We start from the raw sequence: 24024 nt of genomic DNA on the forward strand, positions 1-24024 counted from the left end.
TTAATTAAGTAAACCAAAAATTAATATATTAATATCATACTACTATCATTGAACTTAAATGAGTTATAATTATGATATGGAATCCATTTAGAATTTTTAGTAAAAAAAAGCAAGGTAATAAAGATATTACTGAGAAAAATGAGGAGTATAATAAACAAGCTAAGAAAGCTCACAAACTTAACAATTCAGTAGCAGGTATCATTGCAGGCAATCGCCCCTCAGAGCGTGCCACGCGTGGTACATCGCAAAAAACAGAAATTAGTAACCTAATAGAAAGGTTTACAAAACTCTCAGAAACAGTAGAAATAATGGAAATAGAAGGTAAACATAGTAAAGCAAGCATTGATGCATTAAAAGAACAAATAAATGCTGTTCAAACTATTGGTAAAGAGTTCAGTAGCAGTCTAAAAGCATCAACTGATCTACCTTTTAATATGGTGAATATGCCACAAAAACAATCAAGTCTTAGAGAAGAAGTAGGTAAATTAAAGCAGGAAAATCGAGCTTTAGATAAATTAGAAAGAAAGGGAAAAGGGGAAAAAAAATATATAGATACAAGAAGAACACTTAATAATAAGAAAATCGCAATCGGAGAAAAGAAAATCAGTGAAAATGACGTTAAGATTAAAGACTTTGGCAAAGGAGAAAAAGTTCAAGAATTAAGCGAAAATATAAAAAATAATTTGATTGAATTTAAAAGAGAGGTTTCTAAGTTAGAAACGATGGTAAAAAGCATTGAAAAGGGTCAAGCTCCAAAACCGCCAAAAAGCATAGTAAGTAAACCAGTTGTAGAACTGCAACCAGTAAGAGTTGCACCACCTCCTCCTGTAACAACAGCACAAAAATTATTTGAAGCTTTAAAAGAATTTGAAGAGCAAAGGCAAAAAAAAGGCATAGTAAATCAATCAACTGGAGAATTACGACGAGTAAAGATTACACCTGAATCTCCAAAAAGTATTAAAGTATATTTACAAACTCTAGCTGAGGGCGTTGAGATTAGTGGAGTATATGAAGGCAGTATTGATGGAAAATATGAAGGCAGTAAGGAATATTTATTAAGGGCAGTAGATGATTTAAAATATTTTAAGCTTATCAACGACGATAAATCAATGAAAATACAAGAAACAGTAAATAATCCTAAATTAACAAAAGAGGAATTTATACGTACAATTAAAACTTTGATAGAGACAATAGATATGGATATTGACTCAAAGGTTTCTAAAGCAAAGCAGAAAGATGCTGGTGATCATGCTCAAAGAATTCAAAAAGAAAGAGATGCAAAGGGAAAGGAGACGAACACGGGAACGGAAAAAACCTATAGGCTATGAATAACCAAATTCTGGATTGTTTTGTCGCATAGCTCTTTATAATCTTTATATTAATACTAATATGTTAATAATAATTATTGACAGATATACTGCTTAATATATTATTAAGAAAAATTAACATTGTATTAATCAAGGTAGACAATATGGTAGAAGCACGCGTAATATCCAAAAAAGCAAGCGAATTTGGACAAAAGCCAACAAAACCAAGAGAATCTTCACACAGAGCAACAAAACCTGACACGGAAAACTCATCTGCACAAGTATTCACGATGTTTAACGATGATGCGAAAGCGAAGTATATAGAAGGTCTAAAAAAGACTTACTTGGGTGTTTTGCTATCAACTGAGTTAAATAGTAACACTTCTCAAATTAAAGATGTTAAAGATCAGATAGAAGCTTTCATAAAAGGCAAAGAAAGTGTAGATGAAATAAATGGAGAAATAACAATAGGTGAAATAAAAGTTAATGTAACCCTAACAAGGAAAGGTGATGATGTATATAGTGTTAAGCTTAATGAAAATAGCAATGAAAACAGTACTGAAATAGCTATACAGAATACAGGAGAATATACCACTGCAGATCTACTTACTATTTGTGGGCAGCATGAATTAACAATGAGCAAAGATCAGAATGGTAATAATGGATTTAGTGTAACAATCAAAGGTATAGATGACGGAAAAAATACAACAATAGGCGGACCTGGCAAAATTTCAATATTCACGCAGCATTTGTCATATATTAAAGAAACAATAGATCACTTAGATAAAACTGAAAATAGCAATCCAACTAAAGAGTTCGCACTTGCTACAGGAACTGGAAAAACATTTATAGAACTGATTCTAGAATATCTACCAGCTCGATTAATTGGTACACGTTATTTGTCTATAGCTCCTAATGAAAGTCTTATAAAACAGAAGCGTGACGATTGGAAACTATTCTTGTCTGATGGTGATATTAATGACGTTGAGTTAAATACAATAAGTGATGAGAAGGGATGCTCTATATTAACTACCCAAGGTCTAATAAACAATTGGAATCAGTTTCTAAAGGCAATAGGTCTTGAAGAACTTCCTGGTATTATAGATGCTCTAAAAATTGGAGATAAAAAATTCGAAATAAAGAATGGGAAAATAAATGTAGATGGTAAGGATTTTGTAATTCTTGCAGATAAGATCCAATTTGGTGATGAGGCATATGAAATTAATAAAGACGGTAAAGTTAAAATTAATAATCAAGAATTTACACTTGATGTTAAAAAATCTGTATTCGCAACTTTTGATGAAGAACATAGAATAGTATTTGAAGAGCTATACAAAGGCTGTATGGGACTCGTATCTATACTCTGTAAGACACTTTTCTTAAGTGCTACTCCTTCACAAAAGACCTATGACAGTGTAAAAGAATGTGGTGGATTACTAAAAACCCTTTCTTTAATGGAGAAAATGAAATCTAGTGCTTTTGGAAATCTAGCATTGAACGTTTATGGTACGGAAGAAGGAAATCACGTTTACAGTCATACTGAAACACTTGCAAAATCTGTAACTTTTAAAACTAAAAAATTAAAGAATGGTGAGGATGGTAAGGATGACCCTTTTTATTATCCACCGAAAACAAACCTAAATGGTGAGGCATTAACTGGCAAAGAATTAAGAGAAGAAATAGAAACATATATATTTAATAATGTTGAAAGTGCAATTGGTAAATCGGCGCTTTTTTCAACTGAAATCCGTGAACTAAAAGACAAACTAAAAGAGGAAGTTACTTATGATATATTTACAGGTAAAAGCACCAGTGGAAATCATAGTAGCATAGTAGAAGAAAAGCGTAGTAAAATAATAGCGCATCTGATTGCAACATATGGACAGCATAACAAAGCAGTAATAGAGAAAGTTGTTGATGACAATTTAGATTATAAAAGCAAAATTCATGATTACTCTGCATTCCGTGTTATGCATAGACTAATTGACAATACACTTTGTTGTTTAACTGGGCTCTCAATAATCGAACTGAATAAAGCAAGATTTCCAAATCCAGGAACGTTAGCTAAAAAAGTTAGAGAAGCATTAGAGAGCAAGAATTATAATTTATATCAATACGTAAAGGGCGTTGAAAGCGATGCATTAAGGAATGAAATTGTAGAGCAAATGCAGTCTGTAATTGATATTTTAAATGAAAATAAAGACAAGGATCTATTTACAAGGTTAGTAAGAAACTGGAACCAAGATAAAAAACTTCACACTCTGATGCCGTTGAATAATGTTCCGGATGATGAAAATAAGATTTTGGAGCTTTTTCAATTAAAAAAGAATACTAGTATCTTTCAAGATTTAAAAAACACTTATGAAATAAAAGATGCTAATAACACAGATGGCAATATAACTGCAATAGAAAAAGAATGTAATCAGTTATATAAAGAGTTGAAAAAAGAAGAACAGGAGAGAAATAAATATTACGATAAGCATATAAAATCATTTGCAAGTGAACTTGAGAAAATGATTAAAAATAAACCTTCTGGATATTTCTGGATGGACGACAAACTTCATTATGCTTGTGGTAGTGAAGTGGATAATAGTAAGTTAGAAGATCTTGAAACTAAACTATGCAACTTAAAAAAGCAAATTAATGACAAAGAAAGTACTTCTGAGTATGTGCAATTGAAGCAAGCCGTAAAAACTGCAGAAGACAAATTAGTTACAAATTTTCAAAAGATCAAACATGAATTTTCAGATGAGACAAAATACCCATTAGCTCAACTGAGAACATTTTCAGATAAAAATAGATACGGAAAAGGAAATAGTAAAGATGATGACGCGTTTGTACGCATGGGTCTTTATGGTAACTGTGTTGATGAAGACTATCACATAGGTCAAGTTAAAGATAGACAAACTAGAATACATGGGTTTAGTGCGGTTGGTTTGGACCATGTTGTGGTATTTGTTGATAAAAATTCAAAATTCATTGATGATCCACGACAATCTATTCAAAGCATAAGAAATAGATGCTTTGATCGTACACACACTTCACATTACTTCTGTTACTCAAGTGTACCACTTAAATTTAGCCCTGAATTAATGCTAAAAGAGGAGTATATAACTGATTTCAATAAAGCTATGGAGGAATTTAATAAAAGATCTCCAGAAGAGCTTGGGAATGAAATTTTAGAGGTCATAGACAAACTCATTCAAGCTGAGGTATCAGGCAAGATAAAAAAGAATGAGAAATTTGCAGAAATTGATGATTTAGCAGTAAAAGTTATTGAGAATGTGATCTCTTCATTTGAAATAGTATATAATAATAAACACCACAATGCTAAAGAAGCGCAAGATTATTTTGCCAAAGTTTTAGAACATGTAACTTCTAGTGTAGAAAAGCAGCTTAAAAAAGAAGGTGTTGCAGTAGGTAATCTGAGTATTGAGCACAATATCAGGGGCATTCAATCTGAAATAGATAGAATTGAACGTCGAATCAGAGGTGAAGGTGGCATCGTAGATGAAAATCGAATCAGCAGCGAAGATCGTGCTGTTATGAATCACATTAAATCTAAAATGAATAAGTTTACAGATAAAATTGATCAAAATAGCAAAGATCAAGAAGAAACTGACAAAAAGTTAGAGGTTGAAGGGTGGTTCATATGGAGACTTTTTGTTAAATTTGTGCGCTCAATAATACGTTTAATATTCAAAACAAAGCTTGAAAGAGAAAAAATAAAGCTTGTAGAAGAAGCAAAGGTTCTGAATCAAGAAAAGGAAAAAGTAGAGCAAGAGAAATTAGAATTTGAAGTAGAAATAGGAATAAAAGGTGAGAAAGAAGTAGCACCGGGAACCCTTGCAAGACAAAAGAAAAAACAAGAAGAGCAAAAGAAAAAACTAGAAACAGAAAAAGTAAAACTAGAAACAGAACTTGAAACAAAAATGAATTCTCAAAAGAATCAAAAGTTTATAGGAGTGATGAAAAAGGAGGAAAATGTAAAAGCGGAAGAAATAGATCCAGAAGTAAAAGAAAAAATAATCGAAAAACAAAAAGTCTATAATGCAAAACTCCTTGCAGAGAAAACACAAGAGCTGAAAACGATTGATGAAGGAGAAGATAAAAAGAATTTAGATGACCTTCAAGCACTGAAAAGAAAAATCAAAGGATTTGAAGAACTGAAAGTAAAAATTGACGGCTGCATTGATAATGCTAGCGCATCAAAGAGTCCTGCCAGCATCAGTCATTCTGCACCAACTCCAGCTGAAACACTAAAAGCAGGAATTGATGCATTGAATAAACCTGAACCGGAGGAGACTAAAATAAGAATCGGAGTTATTGTAAACGGGTTGAATACAAATGTTAAAACATTAGAGGACACAATTAAGAACAATCAAATTAAAACAGCAAATGGCCAAACTCTATTAAAAACAATAAAAGGTGACCTTGAAGCGCTTCAAGCAGAGAAAACAAGGCTTGAAGAACTTGAAAAGAAAAAAGCAAAACTAAAAAAGGAAAAAGATGAGTTGGAAAAAGTATCGCCTGATAAAGAAGGCAGTACAGAGCATAAAAAATATTATGACAATATAGTTAATGAAGTGTTAGTGTATAAAAGTATTACTAAAAATTATGATCTGGCAAAAGCAGCATGGATAGACATTGTAGCTCCAAAATTTATCCAAGTGATGGAGAAGGATTATTATGAAAAACTTAAAAACTCAAATTACTCAGACTATGAAAAACATATGAATTCTTGTGTAAAAAGTCCAATTTTTCCTGAGTTATTCAGTAATATTGTAATGCCGCTGTATAATCATAAAGTTGACGATGATGGCAACATGTTGCTTAAAATATTGAATATACTTTATCCTGGTACAAATAATGAACCGAGAGTAGAGCAAATTCTCGGAGTATATAATACTCTAGTTAAAAAAGAGGAACATAATTTAACTGATGTTGTTGAAGTCATGATCTATACTAAGGCAATAAGAGAAATAGTTGCTGAAGTTATGCGATCACATTATAGGGATGAAAAATGTGATTTTTTTAAAGGTATTGCTAATGATAACCTTCCTGAACTTGATCAGCCTTCAAAAAAAGTATCTAGAGAGTCTGCAGGGTTAACATTACAAAGTAATGCTTCGATAATAAAAGCAGAATCAGAGATTGAAAAATTAGAAAATGAGCAAGAGCTAACAGCAAGATCAGAGATTTTGGAATGTGTCGTGACTCCAATAAAAGAAATATTAAGTCGCTCCGCTTCAACAAAGCGTTTGGTAGAAAGTGGTCCATCACAACAAGAAAAGGTTGTATTGGTTTCTAGCAAAGTTGGAGCAATGTTACAAGGTGTAAAACCTTCAACTATTGGAGATATTGTTTCGCCAGGTATTGAATTTTCGAATTCTATTCAAAAAGTACTTCCTATACGTAAGCTATCAACTATAGTGAACGATATGGTTGCTGAGCAGTGGCGTGGAGAAGGACTCTGCATTTCATGTTGTTAAATATAGCACTTCAAGCTTAAAAGCTGACAGAGATTGAAGGTATAGTGATTCACAGAGTTAATCTAACAAGTTGTGGGTCACCAACTTTTTCTGGGTAATTTGTTTTGAAAACCTTTTAGAGAGATGAGTTGCAGAACTATAAATTTGCCAGCTTATTCAATATATTCCTTCCAAAGTGGGTTATTAATTTTACCAAGCAATTTCTTGTGTGCATTGATTTCTTCATTATTTGGTGAATATTTCCTACGAGCCAAATTATGTGTTTTATGTTGGATAAATGTGCCACCACCCTCTTGATCTTCTTCACTATCAAACAAAAAGGTTTGTAACCCTCCTGTGAGTTCAACGTAAACTTTTGCAAGCAGTTGAGCATCGATCAGTGCACCATGCAGTTCTCTATCATCCAGTGATATATCAAAACGTTTACATAATGCATTTAAAGAAGCAGGAGAGCCTGCAAATTTCTTTCGTGCAAGAGGCAGCGTATCTACTACTCTGTCTGAGGAAATGAGTCTAGCGTTTAGCTTGCTGAGCTCCATATTAAGGAACTTAACGTCAAATGCAGCGTTATGAATGACTAAAATGTCATCTGATATAAACTCAAGAAATTCAAGTGCAACGTTTGAAAACAACGGTTTATCTTTTACAAAATTTTCACTAATACCATGAATCTTAAATGAGTGATAAGGTATATCTCTTTCTGGGTTAATGTATTGATGAAATACATTACCTGTTGGAATACGATTAATTAATTCCACACAACCTATTTCAATAATGCGATGACCAGATGCAATGTCAAGACCAGTTGTTTCAGTATCAAGGGCTATTTCGCGTAGCTTATTTCCCATAATTAATTAATGATTAAATAAAACTAATCTTACTTGCCATTTGTTACTAAATCCTTATCGTTATTTGTCTTTTTGTAGTTAATCGAAACAAGCAACCAACTTGGGTCTGATGAATTAATATTTTTTTTGAATTGCCATACATCCTCAACTTTATTAATAGTGGATGTACTGCCTGATATAATATTTTCTGAGCTATCTTTAACAAAGTTAATTTGTTCTGAAAGAAAATAAACAGAAATAAACACTACGTTTTTTACCAACTTAATCTCTGTAATTTTTTGTGTAATGATAGAAACAATTATAGATTCATGTAACTCTTTACGGTGTTTAATCTTCTCTGCAAAATCATTATATAAGTCCTTATCCAGAAGTGATTTTAACTGAGTCAAATTTCCTTCATTGAAATATTTTATTATTAATTCAAAAGCTATGCTTGAGCCTTTTATAAAGTGGGAAATAGAGAAATCCTTGTTTTTTTTTAATATTTGCTCATAAGTGTCTTTTATTGAATTTTCATCATGGCTTTCAATGTAATCTTCAATATTTTCTAGCACATTATCAGCTTCTCTGCCTCGACTTACATCCAATACGCTAGTTAGCTTTTTTAGGCTGAGATTGGTTGATCTTCCTAAAGAATTATATAAACGCGAAAAAATGAACGCAGCTAATAAAGCATATATTACAAGCTCTATCATAGTAACTCAACTCCTTGGTATATAAAAGTATCTGAACATTATTAATTATTAATGAAAATATAGTTGTTTTCTATCAAATTATAATTAAATTTGCTATTCATTTGTAAATGAATATATTGTATAAGAAAGTATTAAATATTTCAACTCAATTAATGGAGACGTAAGCAATGTCACGGCACAAAATGAGAATTCACGGTCAATATATCAAAGATCTATCATTTGAAAATCCAAATTCATCATTCCTTTCTTCAAACAAAGCTCCAGATATTAACGTAATGGTTAATATAAATTCGGCAAAATTGGAAGGTACGGAAAGCAAAGGCGGAATGGATGAAGAAAAATCTTTTCATGAAATTACCTTACATATAGAAGTTAAAGCAACAATAAAAGATGAAGGTGCAGACGATACGGTAGCTTTCATTTGTGATGCAAAATATTGTGGTATTTTTTCAATAGAAAACCTTAAAGAATTGAGTGAAGAAGAGATTAGACAAGCTTTATTTATTGGTGGCCCTGTTTTTCTTTTTCCTTTTGCAAGAGAAATAATTGCAAGAATTACAAGTAGTGGTGGATTCCCTCCGCTTATGCTAGATCCTATAGATTTTGATACTATGTATCAGCAGCAGAGTCAGCAGCAAAAAAGTAACGGTGGTAATTCCAATTTTAACTAATATGGTGTAACATACCTGTATGCTCGGTTAATATTTGAGATCAAATGAATAACTCTTTAAATTCAAAAACGACTTTAAACATTGGTGGAAAGTCATACAACTACTTTAGCCTTATTACTGCTGGTAAATTTTTAGGAATAGATATAACTAAATTGCCATGTTCGCTGAAGGTTTTACTTGAAAATTTATTGCGTAATGAAGACGGAGTGAACGTAAAGCTGGACGATATAAAAACGCTAGCAAGTTGCGTTAATAAACATGCTAATCACGAAATCAGTTACAAGCCAGCACGAGTGTTGATGCAAGATTTTACAGGAGTTCCTGCTGTTGTTGATTTAGCTTCTATGCGAAGCTATGTAAAGAAAAATGGAGGAAACCCAAGCAACATAAATCCATCTGTGCCTGTTGATCTTGTGATTGACCATTCTGTTCAAGTAGACAGTTATGGAAACACTTCTGCATTCAATAAAAATGTTGAACTCGAAATAAAAAGAAATTTGGAGAGATATAAATTCTTAAAGTGGGGAGAGTCATCCCTCACAAATTTTAGGGTAGTTCCACCAGGTACAGGAATCTGTCACCAGGTGAATCTTGAGTATTTAGCACAAGTTGTGTGTGATAATGACTGGACTCTGTATCCTGACACAGTAGTTGGTACTGACAGCCACACTACAATGATTAATGGCTTGTCGGTTCTTGGTTGGGGTGTGGGTGGCATAGAAGCTGAGTCCGTGATGCTTGGGCAACCAATTAGTATGGTAATTCCAGAGGTGGTAGGGTTTAAATTAACAGGCAAGCTGCAGGAAGGAATAACTGCGACTGACTTAGTTCTAACAATTACAAATATTTTAAGAACAAAAGGTGTTGTTGGTAAATTTGTAGAATTTTATGGCAATGGGCTGGATTATTTATCTCTAGCGGATAGGGCCACTATAGCTAACATGGCTCCAGAGTATGGTGCAACATGTGGATTTTTTCCAATTGATCAGAAAACACTTGATTATTTACATTTAACAGGGCGACCGGAAGAGTTAATCAAGCTAGTTGAAGTTTACTCGAAAGAGCAGGGACTGTGGCGCAGCAATGACGAATTAGCATTTTTTGATTCACTAGAGCTTGATTTATCGAGTGTGGAACCTGTAATGGCTGGTCCTAAAAGACCGCAAGATAAGATTTTTTTATCGCAAGTGGCAGAATCTTTTACCACATCTTTTCCTATTAATGAAACAAACGGACAGAAACAAGTTTATGGTGATCAACTACAAGATGGCAGCGTAGTGATTGCAGCTATAACAAGTTGCACCAATACCTCTAATCCAAGTGTAATGATTGCGGCAGGGCTTGTGGCGCGTAATGCAATTAAGCTTGGGCTCAAATCAAAGTCTTGGGTTAAGACTTCACTTGCTCCGGGTTCACAAGTTGTAACAGAATATTTAGAAAAGTCAGGACTAGAGCAAGATCTAAATGCTTTGGGTTTTAATTTAGTTGGATATGGCTGCACCACTTGCATTGGAAATTCCGGTCCATTAAATAGTGATATAGAAGATGATATTAAAAATAAAAACCTAACTGTTGCTGCAGTTTTGTCTGGTAATCGTAATTTTGAAGGAAGAATTCACCCTTTAGTTAAAGCTAATTACCTTGCATCTCCACCACTTGTTGTTGCGTATGCACTTGCTGGCACTGTACAAATTGATTTAACTAAAGACCCAATATGCAAAGATAAAAATGGAAATGATGTATACCTCAAAGATATATGGCCAACAAATCATGAGATTGAGGATTGCGTTAATAAAGTTGTGACGCGCGAGATGTTCATGCAGAAATATAAGGATGTTTTTTCTGGTGATGAGCACTGGCAAGAAATAAAATGTGAAAGAAGTGAAATCTACAACTGGGATGCAAGCAGCACATACATACAAAATCCACCTTATTTTGATAATTTATTGCCTAAAAATAATAAAGATAATTCAGTCGACATAAACGGTGCACAAATACTGGCAATGTTTGGCGATAGTGTTACTACCGATCACATTTCCCCTGCTGGAAATATTGCCTCAAATAGCCCTGCAGGTCTATATTTAAAGGAACTTGGAGTTGAGCCTCAGGATTTTAATTCCTATGGATCACGTCGTGGTAATCATAATGTGATGATGCGCGGAACTTTTGCTAATATCAGAATAAAGAATGAAATGGTTAGCGCTGAGGGTGGCTATACAAAATATATCCCATCTCAAGAAACTATGCCGATCTTTGATGCAGCAGTGCGTTATAAGGAAAATAATGTACCTCTAATTATTGTTGCAGGAAAAGAGTATGGCACAGGTTCAAGTAGAGACTGGGCTGCAAAAGGTACATTATTGCTTGGGATTAAAGCTGTAATTGCTGAGAGCTTTGAACGTATACATAGATCTAATCTGGTTGGTATGGGAGTTCTTCCACTTGTATTTCAAGGTGGAACGACTAGAAAAATATTTGATGGCAATGAAGTGATTAGCATAAAAGGTAAAGTAGTACCAAATGGAAATTTGGACTGCCTGATAAAAAGAAACGATGGTTCTGAACAAACAATTCAGCTAAAGTGCTGCATTCAAACACTGACCGAAGTAGAGTATCTAAAAAGTGGTGGAGTGCTGAGTTACATACTTGCAGGCTCCAATTGATCCTTGAGCTTAACAAAAAAAGCAGAGAGAAAGTTAAGACGTTTTTGTCATAAAAATGATGAAATAAAGATCTTCTGCATTTTCAAACAGATCCTATGGCTTTTAGCCATAGGATGGCAGAAATTTCCTTTAGAAAGAGCAATATGTTTAAGCTCCGCTAGAAAAGTGAACAGTAAGACCAACTTCTACGCCGTGTGTGGAAAATAATTTATTGCCTATATTTATTTCCTCAGTCACTGCAGTGCCTGAGTAAGGTGCAAAGGTGCTACTCTTTGTTTCTCCTAGCTTGTTTGCTGTAAGCTTAAAGTCAGCACCAACAGCACCAAAGTGTCTATATCCGATATGTATATTTGTATCTTCAGTCATGCGGTAATCAAGGCCAGCTTTTAATTGATATGCAGGTTTTATTGATGATTGTTCAAACATTTCCATTCTTGTCACCCCAACTCCAGCTCCTACATAAGGAGAAAAAGAAAAACGGTCATTTTTCCAATGATGATAGACGTTTGCCATTACAGATGCATTTTCAATATGGTCATGATTGACTACTACTCCATGTTTAGTGTTGTTTGTTGCATCACCTTTTATGTATCCTATTGTCATCTGGCTGCTTGCTAAACCGATATTATCTACTTTCACAGAGGAATATATTCCCTCTAGTTCAGCTCTGTAACTATGGTTTTTAAATTCACCTGCATAACCAATTGCTACATTTGCAGCAAACGGCGGATTATAATCTCCTTTGTACTGACTTATTAACACACCGTCTGTTTGGCTAGCAGCTCTGTCATTGATATGTAGTTTATTATTAGCTGCAGCATCCTTACCTGCAATTTTCACTTTCAGTTCACTTGTATTGTTAAAAAATTGACCGTGATATCCACCGCCAAAGTAAAATCCTTTTGTTTCATTTGCAAAAGATTGTTGTGATAGCAGCAAAGCAAAAGCGGTTACTGCTAACGTTTTTTTATTGATCATTATGGCTCCCTTATTCAAATTAGCTAATTTAATATCAATTAATTAAAAATGAGTTAATATGAAGGGTATAAATATTTATTTTGTAAACATACTAAGGATTTTGTCCATTACTCCACCTTAGCATTAGCAAAAAGGCCATGTATTTTGTAGCAATCCTTATAGCTTTTTTTATGTAGTGTGATTGGAAATGGGTTGATCACTTTTTTCGTGCAAGATAAAGCAATCAACTATTGTTTGATGTGAAGTAACTTAAGTACCTAATCTAGATTTTTCTAAGGGTGACTGTACGCAACTCAGTTACGGATCGATCAGCGCTGATAGGAACTGTTTTAAGTATTAACCCTTCATGCGTTATATAAGATCCAAGGTTATTTTCTCCCTGATACCAACTTTTGCTTTTATCTATTGTGTATTTCTTTGGGTTGCCAAAATTATCGTCTTCTATTGTCCAAGACGTTAGATCCAGTGTTATCCCATGACCAAATTCTAGCTTATCGGACTCGCCATGTTTTACTTTAGCACTCATACAAGTACGAAAGCTGTTAGGACCTTCTCTCTTCAGGCACATAAAATGATCACCGCCTTCCTCAAAAAAATCTTGAATATGTAAAAACTCATTCAAATCTATCATGATGTTTATCTCTTAATTTATTAAAGGTATATTATAACATAAAAATATTAATTAATTTGTAATATATAGCGCAACAGCTGAGTAACACAATTGGAAATTATTTTGTAAACATACTAAGGATTTTGTCCATTATTCCACCCATGTTTGCTTCAGCTTGAGTGTACTCTATTCTACCACCATTCAAAATCAGTTTAGTATCTGATCCAGGTGATATATTAACAAATTTGCTGCCAACAACTCCACTACTAGTGATTAGAGCTGAGCTGTCAATTGGTAATTTTATATCCCTGCTTACACACATATCAATTTGCGCTACATAAGTGGCTTTATCAAGTGATATCCCAGTGATACTTCCGATGCCTACACCTGAAATTTTAACGCTATCACCAACTTCTATACCGTTAGCATTAGCAAAAAGGCCATGTATTTTGTAGCAATCCTTATAGCTTTTTTTTATGTAGGATAGCTTGTCAATAGCAAAAAAAATCAGAAAAATAGTAAAAATTATTACAAATAATCCAGCAGTTATTTCAAGTATATTAGATCTGCGCATCTTCAGTTTTTAGGATTCCAGCTTTCATAGTAGTTATTCACTTTTTGATTTGGATAGTATGAATCTTTTGTTCCAGTTAGATTAGGCATGTGCTTTAGTTTCCTTTTTTTATTATTAATCGGCACTGCATTGTCGGTATAGTGAAGCCATATATGCCATTCTGGAGGCACTCTTGTAGGCTCAGAAATTCCGCTATATTCAACCCACCTTTTTCCCTTGCTTGATTCATAGTAAGAATTTCCATTTTCATCTTTTCCTACAAATTTACCACCTCTCCGTAACATGCGTTTTATTGTGTTACAAATTTTAGATAACATAAGGGTATCAAAACAAAAAGTATTATATATAATAATGGTTTAACAGTCTATTAACAACAATTTAATGCAATTACCAATTTTACAAGTTATTATACCAATAATTGCATCGATGTTTTGTTTTCTTATCAAGAAACACAAGGTATCTTGGTTTATTTCTTTTATTACCACAACAGTTACTCTTATCATTTCATCGATACTACTCATTAAAACATATAAAGGCGAAATTATAACTTATCACCTTGGGGATTGGATTCCTCCATATGGGATAGAGTTAAGAATTGACATATTAAACTCCTTGATTCTCACAATGGTGAATTTTATTGCACTAATCAGTGTGCTTTATAGCTTTCACATTAATGAAAAGGAGATTAGCACAAATAAAATCAGTGGTTTTTATTCTTTATTTTTATTGTGCCTCAGTGGACTGCTTGGAATTTTAGTTACAAATGACATATTTAACCTCTACGTTTTCTTAGAGATTTCATCGATTTCCTCTTATGTGCTAGTTTCGATGGGAAGAGATAAAAGAGCTCTGGTTGCAGCATTTGAATACCTAATTAGCGGTACGATAGGAGCAACATTTTACTTATTTGGTATTGGGCTTTTGTATTCCATGACAGGAACGCTAAATATGTCTGATATGGCTGAAAGAATAGTACCGTTATACGACAATAATATTATAAAACTTGGTACATTGTTCATTTTTGTTGGCCTCTCGATCAAAATGGCGCTATTTCCACTTAGCAGATGGTTGGTCAATGCATACAGCGAAGCACCGAGTTTCATTAGCGTATTTTTTTCAGGCACAGTTACTAAAGTGATGATATATGTCTTTATCAGGGTCTTTTATACTGTTTTTGACCAAAATTTTTTCTTATTTAAACCGCTACTCAGTAACGTGATAATTATCCTTGCACTTTGCGCTATTATATTTGGATCAATATTTGCAATAACTGCAAAAGACATAAGAAGACTGCTTGCTAATTCTAGCGTTAGCCAGATTGGTTATATAGTGCTAGGACTCAGTTTAAACTCAAAAGCAGGTTTATTTGCAGCAATTCTTCACATAATAAATCATAGCATAATAAAAACGTCCTTATTCATGTCTGCAGGGTGCATTTCTTATAAATTTGGTACAACAAAAATAGAGAATTTAGTAGGACTCAAGAAATCAATGCCTTATACAACGCTTGCATTTACTTTGCTAAGTTTAGCGTTAATTGGTGTTCCGTTAACGAGTGGTTTTGTGAGCAAATGGTATATAATGAAGGCAATTATAGAATCTCATGCATGGATCTCACTTATAGTGTTCGCTTCTGGGTCTTTTCTTGCGCTCATGTACATGTGGAAAATGGTGGAAAAAATGTATTTTGGCAGCAGTATAACTGAAACTAAGAGTCCTGCACAGATTCCAGTGTCATCAGCTACTCGAACGATACCTAACCTGGTCAGTGATGTGCCATTACCTATGCTCCTTTGCTTATTATTTATGACAGTTTTAATAGTAGCAACTGGTATATATAGCACTCCAGTTCGATCTATGATTGAAAAATTTGCTTTTTGATTTTAATTTCTCTCTCATAACATAAGCCGCATTTTTCTAGTAGAAACTATTTTTAATGGACTTTTCATTTTTACATAATAGTGTTATAAGTATGTTGTGTAAATAGGTAGGGAGTTATGGCTAGTAGTGAAAAAGATAATACAATTGAAAGAAGTATCACACCAGTTGAAAGGAGTTCAAAAAGAGTAGATCCAAGTACTGCCATATGTGGTAAAGGAGAGACATTATTGCATAAAGTTTTTGAAGAAGAATGCAAAAGCACTAAAGATTTTCAAACAATAATTAAGTTCTACAATTTAAGCAGGTTCAAGATCTTTAATAATCTAATAAAAAAAGATGTTAATGGCGATACACCTTTCCACTTTGCTGCTAGGTCTGGAAACGTATCTCCTATTCGTGAGAGTCTAAAATATCTTTCTATAAGGGACCCACTTTCATACATAAGCATGGAGCAACTAATTATTGAAAGTCAGAACAATAAAGGGCAAACTCCCTTACACGTTGCTGTTGAAAATGGGCATTTAGAATGTGTTAAGGTGCTTATCGAATATATAAGTGAATATGTTGATAAACAAGATATAAAAGGAAGAACGCCTTTACATAATGCTATTCTGCTTAAAAAAAACACAGAAGTAGTTAGGGAGTTGTTGAAATCTCCTTATGTTAATGTTGACATGGAGGACTATATTGGTCTTAATATACATGATTGTGTTAGAGAAAGTAGAGATAGAAACGTAATTAAGCTGTTTTTTGATTTCTACAGTAATACAAGACGAGAAGCTAAATTAAGGCTTGCAAGTTCTTATAAAGCAGTAAAGGACATCGAGTCCTTTTCAAAAAAATGTAATATAAGTGCAATAACATCGGGAGGAATAGGTGGCTTTTTTACATTAGGTAAAGAGTATCCTATAGCAAGTTTTGTTAAAATAACCAGTCTAATAAAGTTTTGTGCTGTAGTACCTTCTGTTGCTGCAGCAATTCTTTTGCCTGCTGCAATATACCTACAACATAAATCATCTTGTTGTAAAAGAGATTATGATTTATTAAATGAGAACATAGAAAAGGACAAAATAAGAATTACTGCGTTGGAAGATATAATGGCAGAACTATACGAAAAAGAGAAAAATGGACATATTAGCAAAAGATCGTTTTCAGAAACAGATATAAAAGCTTTATACTGCCCTAAAAGTAGATCTGCATCTTATGAACAAGCTATTAAAAATTTTGCTGAGAATGATGACATTAAACCATCTACAAAATTAGAATCATCAAATTTTTCAAGCTTAATTAGTGTAAATTATAGTAGCTTGACATAAAAAGATAAGAATATAAATATATTTTCTCAAATTTTTAACTATACCTTGGACATGCAAGTTTTTTTTGTTACGATCTTTATCTCTGTTTTTTGTATTATTAACTATATCACGTAATTTTTTTTGCATTGCCTGATAAATATCAAACTTTATATTAAAACATAACACTATGGCGGAATTACATGCAAAATGGATCCAAGTGTCCGCTTTTAATATAAAATGTGGAATTTTTACCGCCTTAAATGTTTGTAATGCATAGAAAAACTAGCATTTATTTCTCTATTTTTTCTGCTTTTGCGTTAGAAAACAATATATGTATAATTTTAGATCCTTACTTTGATATCATTGTTTCTAAAACCAATAAAGTTTCCATTGCTGATGTCAGATTAATAATAAAAAAAAAGCTAATTTAATTTTACGCAAGAGAAAATACTTTTTGCATTTGCTGAATTCTGCTGTTGACTCCAAATGTATTTATCTTGGAAGGGAGTTCAAACTTTGTGTTATAAAATCCGACTCAGATTACGTAAAGCTTTATCATGGAGTAGTGCATATACACAGTAGATTCGCGTTAAGCAATACGAGAATAAATTCTATTATAAGTGCTTGGTATAAAAAGTGTGCACGTATAAAATTTAATGAAAGGTTGAGCGAGTGCTTATTTTATTTAACAGCTATAAAAAAAATGATAATCCCTCACTTGACTATGAAACTTTGCTATTTGAAGAGCAAAATTTTTCGCTATGAAGAAATGTCTTACGTGTTGTTGCTAAATGTTAGCCTAATTAAGACACCAATTTCTTTTATCGATTATGTTATATACTACTTAATATTCCATTTTGTGCTGAAGGATAAGCAGAGCAGTTTCAGTTTTATTGACATATTGCCTAATGATATCAAGAAGAAGGTATTAATTTTTTAACCTTATTTAATATTTTTATTGACATGAATACGTTAAAATGGTCACAATGACATATTATTAATATTTTAAATAAAATTATGACTATATTAGACAAATCACTCGAGGTTGAACCAAATACACCAGAAGAAACAACAGGCTTTAACCCATCAAACCTAAAGCTTGTCCAGAGAGGTGATGTTGCTTACGCATTAAGCGATAAAGATAATGGTGATGGTGATGGTACAAGCGAAGTACAACTAATTGGCAGTCCATCCCAATTAAGTGAATTAATGACATACAACACAGGCAGAAGCATACAAAATGGACTTAAAGGTCAAGTATCTATTACGTTAATGAAAAATTCAGGTGAAACAGATGAAATTGGAATCGTTTTTCCTACAGATAAAGGATTATCACTCAGTGTTTGTGAAGCTAAGTACTCAATAAACACCTCTTCATTTAAATGTTCTGGTTTAGCAAGATTGCAAGAGAACATTAATAATGATGTTAGCTCTATAGGTAGTTATTCTGATCTACAGGCAACAACGCTTGATAATGGTGATAAATTTGTAATTGCTAGAAAAGGTAGAGATTTAGTTTCTTGGTATATCGAGCCAGGTGAAAAAGGAAAACTTGAAGCGTTAGCTGGAACAAATGGTATTATAGAAAGAAAATTATTAAAATTAGGTAATTCCGGCAGTAAATTCGTCTTATATGAAAATACCCTATTTTACTTAGAGGAAAGTACAAAAATTGAAGGTAATCGCGCAGTAGAAGTGACAAATATTCGTTCACTTAATATTATTGATGCTGCTAAGAAAGCGAGGGAAGGAGAGGGAATTGAAGAGTATTTGCTTGGTGATGGAAAAGGTCAAATTGATGAAACACCATTCTTTTCTTGTAAGAATAAAATAAACTTTTTACAGCTTGTAGAGAGAGGAGAAGGTGATATCATTGCTTTCCTTGAAAAAGACAAATCATCCAATGAGGAAAGATTATCTTTAGTAACCATCCTTAATGATGATGAAAAGGGTGCCAAATTATTGGTATACAATAATTTAGATTATGGTTTTAAAGATTCCATAAAACAGTTATATGTTAAAGACAATGGTCAAGGCGACGCTATCGTAACTGCAATAGGCAGAGAAAATATTACAACTTTTATTCAGAGCTCTAATAACATCCGTTCTAAGGAAATGATAATACCAATAAGTAGTATCACATCTCCAGGCGATTTTATGCATATAATCAGGGGCGAATTTACACCAATTGCTAGCAGTACAGTAGCTCCTATAACTCCTGATAAGGAAGAAACTAGCCCTGTTACTGATGAACCAACCACTCAAGGAATAGGATCAACATCAGGTTCTACCTCAAATAGAGTATCTACAGAATCAGCAACTACTGATAAACCAACCACTCAAGGAATAGGATCAACATCAGGTTCTACCTCAAATAGAGTATCTACAGAATCAGCAACTACTGATAAACCAACCACTCAAGGAATAGAATCAACTATGGGATCTACAGATTTAATAACTGCAAGTTCTACAGCTGCTGAAAAAAGTACTGTAAAATCTACAACAGTGAAGCCAACAACGGCAGATAAAATAACCGTTACTTCGCAAGCGACTGAACGTTCTTCTACGGTATCAACTAATGCACCAATAACTTCAGCTAGACCAACAGTGTTTACTAGGGGAATCTTTACAGGAAGCTCACCAGCTTCTACTTTTACTACACCATTCTTACCTCAAACAAGCTTTTCACCACAACCAACTCCACTTTCTCTTGCAGGTGCAGGTGGCTATAATAATGCAGGAATAGCTATAGCAGTTCTTTCTGTAGTAGGAATATTGGTTGTTATCGGGTTTGGAGCATATAGCTTTGTTCAACGTTACCGTCGTCGTCATGCTGGACTACCTGAATTCAATCCATCTGAAAGAAACTACAAGCTTTTAAGTGATGGGGTTCAAGACAGTGATGAAGAACTTTCTAGCAAGAATGATGTAAATGGTATTCCACTAAATTCCATATCAGAAAATAATCCATCTGCAACACCGCTAAGTAGCGTATCAGTAGATCCTGGTAATATTCAATCAAACAGCCCATCACATGTTAATACACCTGAAAATAGCAGAAATTCATCATTCAGTGGAGTAAATGATCAACCGAGAAGTTTGTTACAGCGAATAATGTTCTGTTGTGGGATAGGTAGTAGGTCGTCGTTTGAAGAAATACAGTTTAAAGTATTGGTATCAGGCAGTGAATCACCAGAAAGTAGCAGAAGTCTATCATTAAATGGTCTGTCAGTAGAGTCTAGTAGTGCATCTGAAACAAAGATAGATAGTGTATCAGTAGAGTCTAGTAGTGCGTCTGAAACAAAGCTAGAGGGTGTATCAGTAGGGTCTAGTAGTAGCCAATCACGCACTTGACTGACTGAAACATCTTCTAATAGCTTATCTTGGGATAGCAACGATGTGCCAGAATTCCATATCTTGAGAAGACTCTAATTCTCAATGTCCCATGACTTAAGTCATGGGATTTTCTCAAAATACTTTATATGTAATAAATTCTGAAGTATAAACAAAGTAGATTTCTTTTGAAGCATGTGATCCTATGGTTTAACCATAGGGTCGAGTTGTAAAAATTTCTGGGTTCCAGTGTAGCATGCTGGAATTACGACTCAAAGCAGCGCGAAGGAAGTCTAATGTTTATATTAATGGTAGTAAAGTATGCTAATTAAAAATTTAATAAAGCAGGCTACTAAAGTGGGGAGCAGTGAGAACACTACACGTTATATAGAATATCTCTATCAATTTGAGAAGTTTAAAAACACATTAAACCTCACACTATCACTAATAAAACAAAATAGACTTTCGTTTGAAATATATCCAGAGGGGTTAGTGGATATGGAGGAGGGAGTATGTAAAACAATTCGATCCTCCGGTGTAAATAGATATGTTATTGTACTGAGGAGATCAAACCCATACATTATAGTGCATGAACTTTCACATATGGTAGAGAATGAGCTTGAGCTGAATCTAGATCAGGAATTCCTGCATAAAGTTTATCAAGATGTTGAGCAAAACTTAAAGCAGTCAAATATTCTTGTGCAAAAAATTATCGGCCAAGTTATATTTAAGGAAATACAGGCTTATCAAAGTGCAAAATCACGAGCATCTGAATTATTTGCACGCTATTTTGAGCTTTTTGCTTGGGCGCAGGAGGTTTATCCTAAAGATAAGGAGTACCTAATTCGTACTCAAGATTTAAATAAAGTTTTTTTCAGCACTAATGAGTGGAAAAAGAGTTGCTTGGATTTACAAATAGTTAGTAAACTCGATAAAGAAATAAAAGAATACAGTAATAGAATTGCCACTAAAGATGTAACCAAAGTACAGAGTAATTGGAGCAATAAATTTTCTTCTGGAGGCAAAAAAATTGGCTCTATATTTGGAGATGATAATTAGAAGTCTGTTGTAGATCTAAAAAGTTAACCATGTTAGTCTTTATACTTAACTTAAATCTATATTCACATGTCCCATTTTACGCTTATCTCTCACCTCTTTTTTTCCATATACAGTTAAACTAGCTTTTTTATCACTCAAATATTTGTGAGAATCATATATATCATCTCCTATTATGTTTTTTGTCATGCAAGGAAAACGCAGCACTACTTCCTGCATAGGAAATCCACATATTATTCTAACCAATTGCTCAAACTGACTGATATTGCATGAATCCAAGCTCCAGTGACAAGAATTGTGAGGTCTTGGGGCAAGCTCATTAATGAGTAACTCATTATCTTTAGTAACAAAAAATTCGATAGCTAAGATTCCTATCAAATCAAGAGCATTTGCTACCTTTTCTGCAATTTGTTGTACTTCTTGAGTTAATTTGTTATCTATTTTGGCTGGCACTGTTGAAGTATCAAGTATTCCATCAACATGATGATTTTCTGCTATCGGGAAAAAAGCTACTTTACCGCGCATGTCTCTTGCAACGACTATTGAAATTTCTTTCAGTAAATCAACATCTTTTTCTAGAATGTATTGTTTACTCCAATCCAAAAATGCAACTTCAGGTAAGGTGTCATTCCATTTCCCCATCTTGTCATTCCAGCTCCCCATCTTGTCATTCCAGTGCGTGACACTGGAATCTATATCTTCATCTTCTTTTTTCTGGATCCCAGTGTCCGCTACTCGGATGACAGAAGAGGATGATGTGATGATAGAATGTTCTGTAGGAAGTCTATTTTTAATAACATATTGCCCTTTTCCATCATATCCCATTTCCGCTGTTTTCAGTCTTGCAGAGTATCCAAAAAATTCACAATTTTTTAGTAATTCATCATAATTTTGTATACTTTTATAATCAGCGGTTTTTATATTCACATCTCTAATAAAATCTTTCTCTCTTAGCCTGTTTTGTGAAATATATAATGCTTTCTTACCTGGGTAAAAGTCTTTATGCTGCTCTATAACATCAATGACACTACATGGAATATTTTCTGATTCAATAGTAACCAAATCTACGTTTTTAGCAAAAGATTCAAGTGCCTTCTTGTCAGAAAAGTCTGCTACTATAACGTTATCAGCAAGAGAACACGCAGGATCATCTTTAGCATTAGCAAAAATGTGTATTTTTTGTCCGAGCTTCGCTGCAGCAATAGCAGTCATTTTTCCTAATTGTCCACTACCTATTATTCCTATTACTTTTTGACTGAGCACACTCGGTTCATTCATAATTATCGACCAACATTTTCCAATCAGAATATAAGAATATCCTTGAATAATCTACGAAAAAAGTGTATAATAGAGGTATTATATTCTTATCGTAAATATCCCAAATGGCGCTGGAATACACACTTACTACTAACCTTGTAAAAGTTACAGTTCTGCCAATTTATATTGAGGAGCAGTCCGTTCCTTACGAAAATTGCTACGTATGGATGTATAACGTTAAAATAAAAAATCAAGGCCAATCAACTATCCAATTATTAAGCCGTTATTGGCAAATAATAGATTATAGGGGAAAAATAAACGAAATTGCTGGAGTTGGCGTTATAGGGGAACAGCCTATAATAAAGGCTGGAGAAATATTCAAATATACAAGCGGGGCGTACTTAAATGTTCCATCTGGAATAATGCAGGGTAAGTATGAATTTCTTAATGAGGAAAGCACAAAAACTTTTGAGGTTATAATACCATCCTTCTCGCTCGATAGCCCATATGTGAACACTAGACCACATTAAATAGGTGATTTTAATTGATTTGCTTCGCTTCGCTATATTAGGCAAAAAAGGGAAATAGCTTAAAGCTACTTCCCAATCCTGAGCTACTAGCTAAAAGCATAATAGTCTGCAGCTGCTACACATGTAGCTAATGTTATAGACCCAAGCATTGTACATATACCACTTCCCCAATTTCGTTTTGTTGGCTCAGTTGATTTAGCTTGTTGAGCATCAGATCTAGGTTTTGTTGCAATTTCATTTGCTTGCTCAGGTTGAATATCTTCTGGTGCACAAATAGCAAGTAGACCACCAGATCTACTTTCTGCATCATCTTGAGTATTTCCAAGCGAACTCTCAGCAGATTGATCATTCTGTCTAGAAATAACTTGCTTTGGATGTGTTATATTGCTTCCTTGACGATTTAGTGTACTTTCTTGCTCTAAATGAGCATTCCGTCTAGAAATAACTTGCTTTAGATGTTTTATCTTGCTTCCTTGATGATTTAGTGTACTTTCTTGCTCTAAAATAGCTTGATTTAGTGTATTTTTTTGCTTTAAAGTAGCTTCTTTTAGATCTTCTATTTGTCCATCTTTTTCAGAGATAACTTCATTTTTACTAACCGCTTGACCTGCAAGCACAAAAGCTGTAAGAGAAAGCACACCGCAAACTGCAATGAGTGGAACAAGTAAACCTAGAGATAAAACTGCACTAGGAAATGCGATAGCTATTCCAGATGCTAAAAAAGTTAGACCAGAAAAAAATGCAATTGCATAGTTGAGTGCATTATTCTTTTTACTATATATATTTACCATAATTATTACCTCACATACCTATATTACTAATTCAATAGTAACA

General features: G+C 33.6%; 18 protein-coding genes. 10 read left to right on the top strand and 8 right to left on the bottom strand.

All coding sequences use genetic code 11. The features are described from left to right. Positions 1–71 precede the first annotated feature (71 nt). Both ASM33_RS02115 and ASM33_RS02120 read left to right on the top strand, forming a co-directional pair. Positions 72–1328 (top strand): hypothetical protein, encoded by a 1257-nt coding sequence (locus ASM33_RS02115; protein WP_110409257.1) that lies wholly within the window; start codon positions 72–74, stop codon positions 1326–1328. 143 nt (positions 1329–1471) lie between these two features. Further along, the gene (locus ASM33_RS02120) at positions 1472–6799 is read left to right on the top strand and encodes a hypothetical protein (RefSeq protein WP_110409256.1); all 5328 of its coding nucleotides are present in this window, start codon (positions 1472–1474) and stop codon (positions 6797–6799) included. 152 nt (positions 6800–6951) lie between these two features. Here the strand turns inward: ASM33_RS02120 and dnaQ are convergent, their stop codons facing one another. Then, complete coding sequence (dnaQ, locus tag ASM33_RS02125; RefSeq protein WP_110409255.1) at positions 6952–7647, bottom strand: DNA polymerase III subunit epsilon; 696 nt, start codon at positions 7645–7647, stop codon at positions 6952–6954. A gap of 29 nt (positions 7648–7676) precedes the next feature. Then, positions 7677–8342, bottom strand: coding sequence for a Tim44/TimA family putative adaptor protein (locus ASM33_RS02130; RefSeq protein ID WP_112477199.1), 666 nt, complete (start codon positions 8340–8342; stop codon positions 7677–7679). A 167-nt stretch (positions 8343–8509) separates the two neighbouring features. Here ASM33_RS02130 and secB point away from each other — a divergent pair, with 167 nt between their 5' ends. Together secB and acnA are read left to right on the top strand one after the other, a co-directional pair. Continuing rightward, the gene (secB, locus tag ASM33_RS02135; RefSeq protein WP_110409254.1) at positions 8510–9013 is read left to right on the top strand and encodes a protein-export chaperone SecB; all 504 of its coding nucleotides are present in this window, start codon (positions 8510–8512) and stop codon (positions 9011–9013) included. A gap of 44 nt (positions 9014–9057) precedes the next feature. Continuing rightward, on the top strand, positions 9058–11676 hold the full coding sequence (acnA, locus tag ASM33_RS02140; protein ID WP_110409253.1) for an aconitate hydratase AcnA: 2619 nt from the start codon (positions 9058–9060) through the stop codon (positions 11674–11676). Positions 11677–11823: 147 nt separating this feature from the next. Here the strand turns inward: acnA and ASM33_RS02145 are convergent, their stop codons facing one another. From ASM33_RS02145 to ASM33_RS02160, 4 genes are all read right to left on the bottom strand, one after another. Beyond that, complete coding sequence (locus ASM33_RS02145) at positions 11824–12654, bottom strand: P44/Msp2 family outer membrane protein (RefSeq protein ID WP_110409252.1); 831 nt, start codon at positions 12652–12654, stop codon at positions 11824–11826. Between the two features lie 262 nt (positions 12655–12916). Continuing rightward, positions 12917–13285: a hypothetical protein gene (locus ASM33_RS02150; protein ID WP_110409251.1), complete on the bottom strand. Its 369-nt coding sequence runs from the start codon at positions 13283–13285 to the stop codon at positions 12917–12919. A 97-nt stretch (positions 13286–13382) separates the two neighbouring features. Next, a complete protein-coding gene (mlaD, locus tag ASM33_RS02155; protein ID WP_110409250.1) occupies positions 13383–13838 on the bottom strand; it encodes an outer membrane lipid asymmetry maintenance protein MlaD in 456 nt (151 codons plus the stop codon). Between the two features lie 2 nt (positions 13839–13840). Continuing rightward, positions 13841–14155, bottom strand: a complete 315-nt coding sequence (locus ASM33_RS02160; RefSeq protein ID WP_110409249.1) for an NADH-ubiquinone oxidoreductase subunit NDUFA12 family protein — start codon at positions 14153–14155, stop codon at positions 13841–13843. A 64-nt stretch (positions 14156–14219) separates the two neighbouring features. Here ASM33_RS02160 and ASM33_RS02165 point away from each other — a divergent pair, with 64 nt between their 5' ends. From ASM33_RS02165 to ASM33_RS02185, 5 genes are all read left to right on the top strand, one after another. Next, entirely contained in the window at positions 14220–15719 is a 1500-nt protein-coding gene (locus ASM33_RS02165; protein ID WP_110409248.1) for a proton-conducting transporter transmembrane domain-containing protein, read from the top strand. A gap of 116 nt (positions 15720–15835) precedes the next feature. After that, entirely contained in the window at positions 15836–17035 is a 1200-nt protein-coding gene (locus ASM33_RS02170) for an ankyrin repeat domain-containing protein (RefSeq protein ID WP_110409247.1), read from the top strand. A gap of 439 nt (positions 17036–17474) precedes the next feature. Beyond that, entirely contained in the window at positions 17475–17954 is a 480-nt protein-coding gene (locus ASM33_RS08895) for a YgjP-like metallopeptidase domain-containing protein (protein WP_162297602.1), read from the top strand. A gap of 77 nt (positions 17955–18031) precedes the next feature. After that, complete coding sequence (locus tag ASM33_RS02180) at positions 18032–20368, top strand: hypothetical protein (protein WP_110409245.1); 2337 nt, start codon at positions 18032–18034, stop codon at positions 20366–20368. Between the two features lie 300 nt (positions 20369–20668). After that, on the top strand, positions 20669–21406 hold the full coding sequence (locus tag ASM33_RS02185) for a WD_0702 family putative metalloprotease (RefSeq protein WP_110409244.1): 738 nt from the start codon (positions 20669–20671) through the stop codon (positions 21404–21406). A 45-nt stretch (positions 21407–21451) separates the two neighbouring features. Here the strand turns inward: ASM33_RS02185 and ASM33_RS08665 are convergent, their stop codons facing one another. After that, positions 21452–22681, bottom strand: a complete 1230-nt coding sequence (locus tag ASM33_RS08665; RefSeq protein WP_237342946.1) for a 5-(carboxyamino)imidazole ribonucleotide synthase — start codon at positions 22679–22681, stop codon at positions 21452–21454. Between the two features lie 104 nt (positions 22682–22785). Here ASM33_RS08665 and apaG point away from each other — a divergent pair, with 104 nt between their 5' ends. Beyond that, positions 22786–23190, top strand: coding sequence for a Co2+/Mg2+ efflux protein ApaG (gene apaG / locus ASM33_RS02200; RefSeq protein WP_110409243.1), 405 nt, complete (start codon positions 22786–22788; stop codon positions 23188–23190). A gap of 86 nt (positions 23191–23276) precedes the next feature. Here apaG and ASM33_RS02205 read toward each other — a convergent pair whose 3' ends face one another. Continuing rightward, positions 23277–23981 carry a hypothetical protein gene (locus ASM33_RS02205; protein ID WP_110409242.1) on the bottom strand — a complete coding sequence of 235 codons (705 nt, stop codon included), beginning with the start codon at positions 23979–23981 and terminating at the stop codon, positions 23277–23279. Positions 23982–24024: the final 43 nt, after the last annotated feature.

This window comes from Wolbachia endosymbiont of Folsomia candida (assembly GCF_001931755.2).
Classification (GTDB): Bacteria; Pseudomonadota; Alphaproteobacteria; order Rickettsiales; family Anaplasmataceae; genus Wolbachia.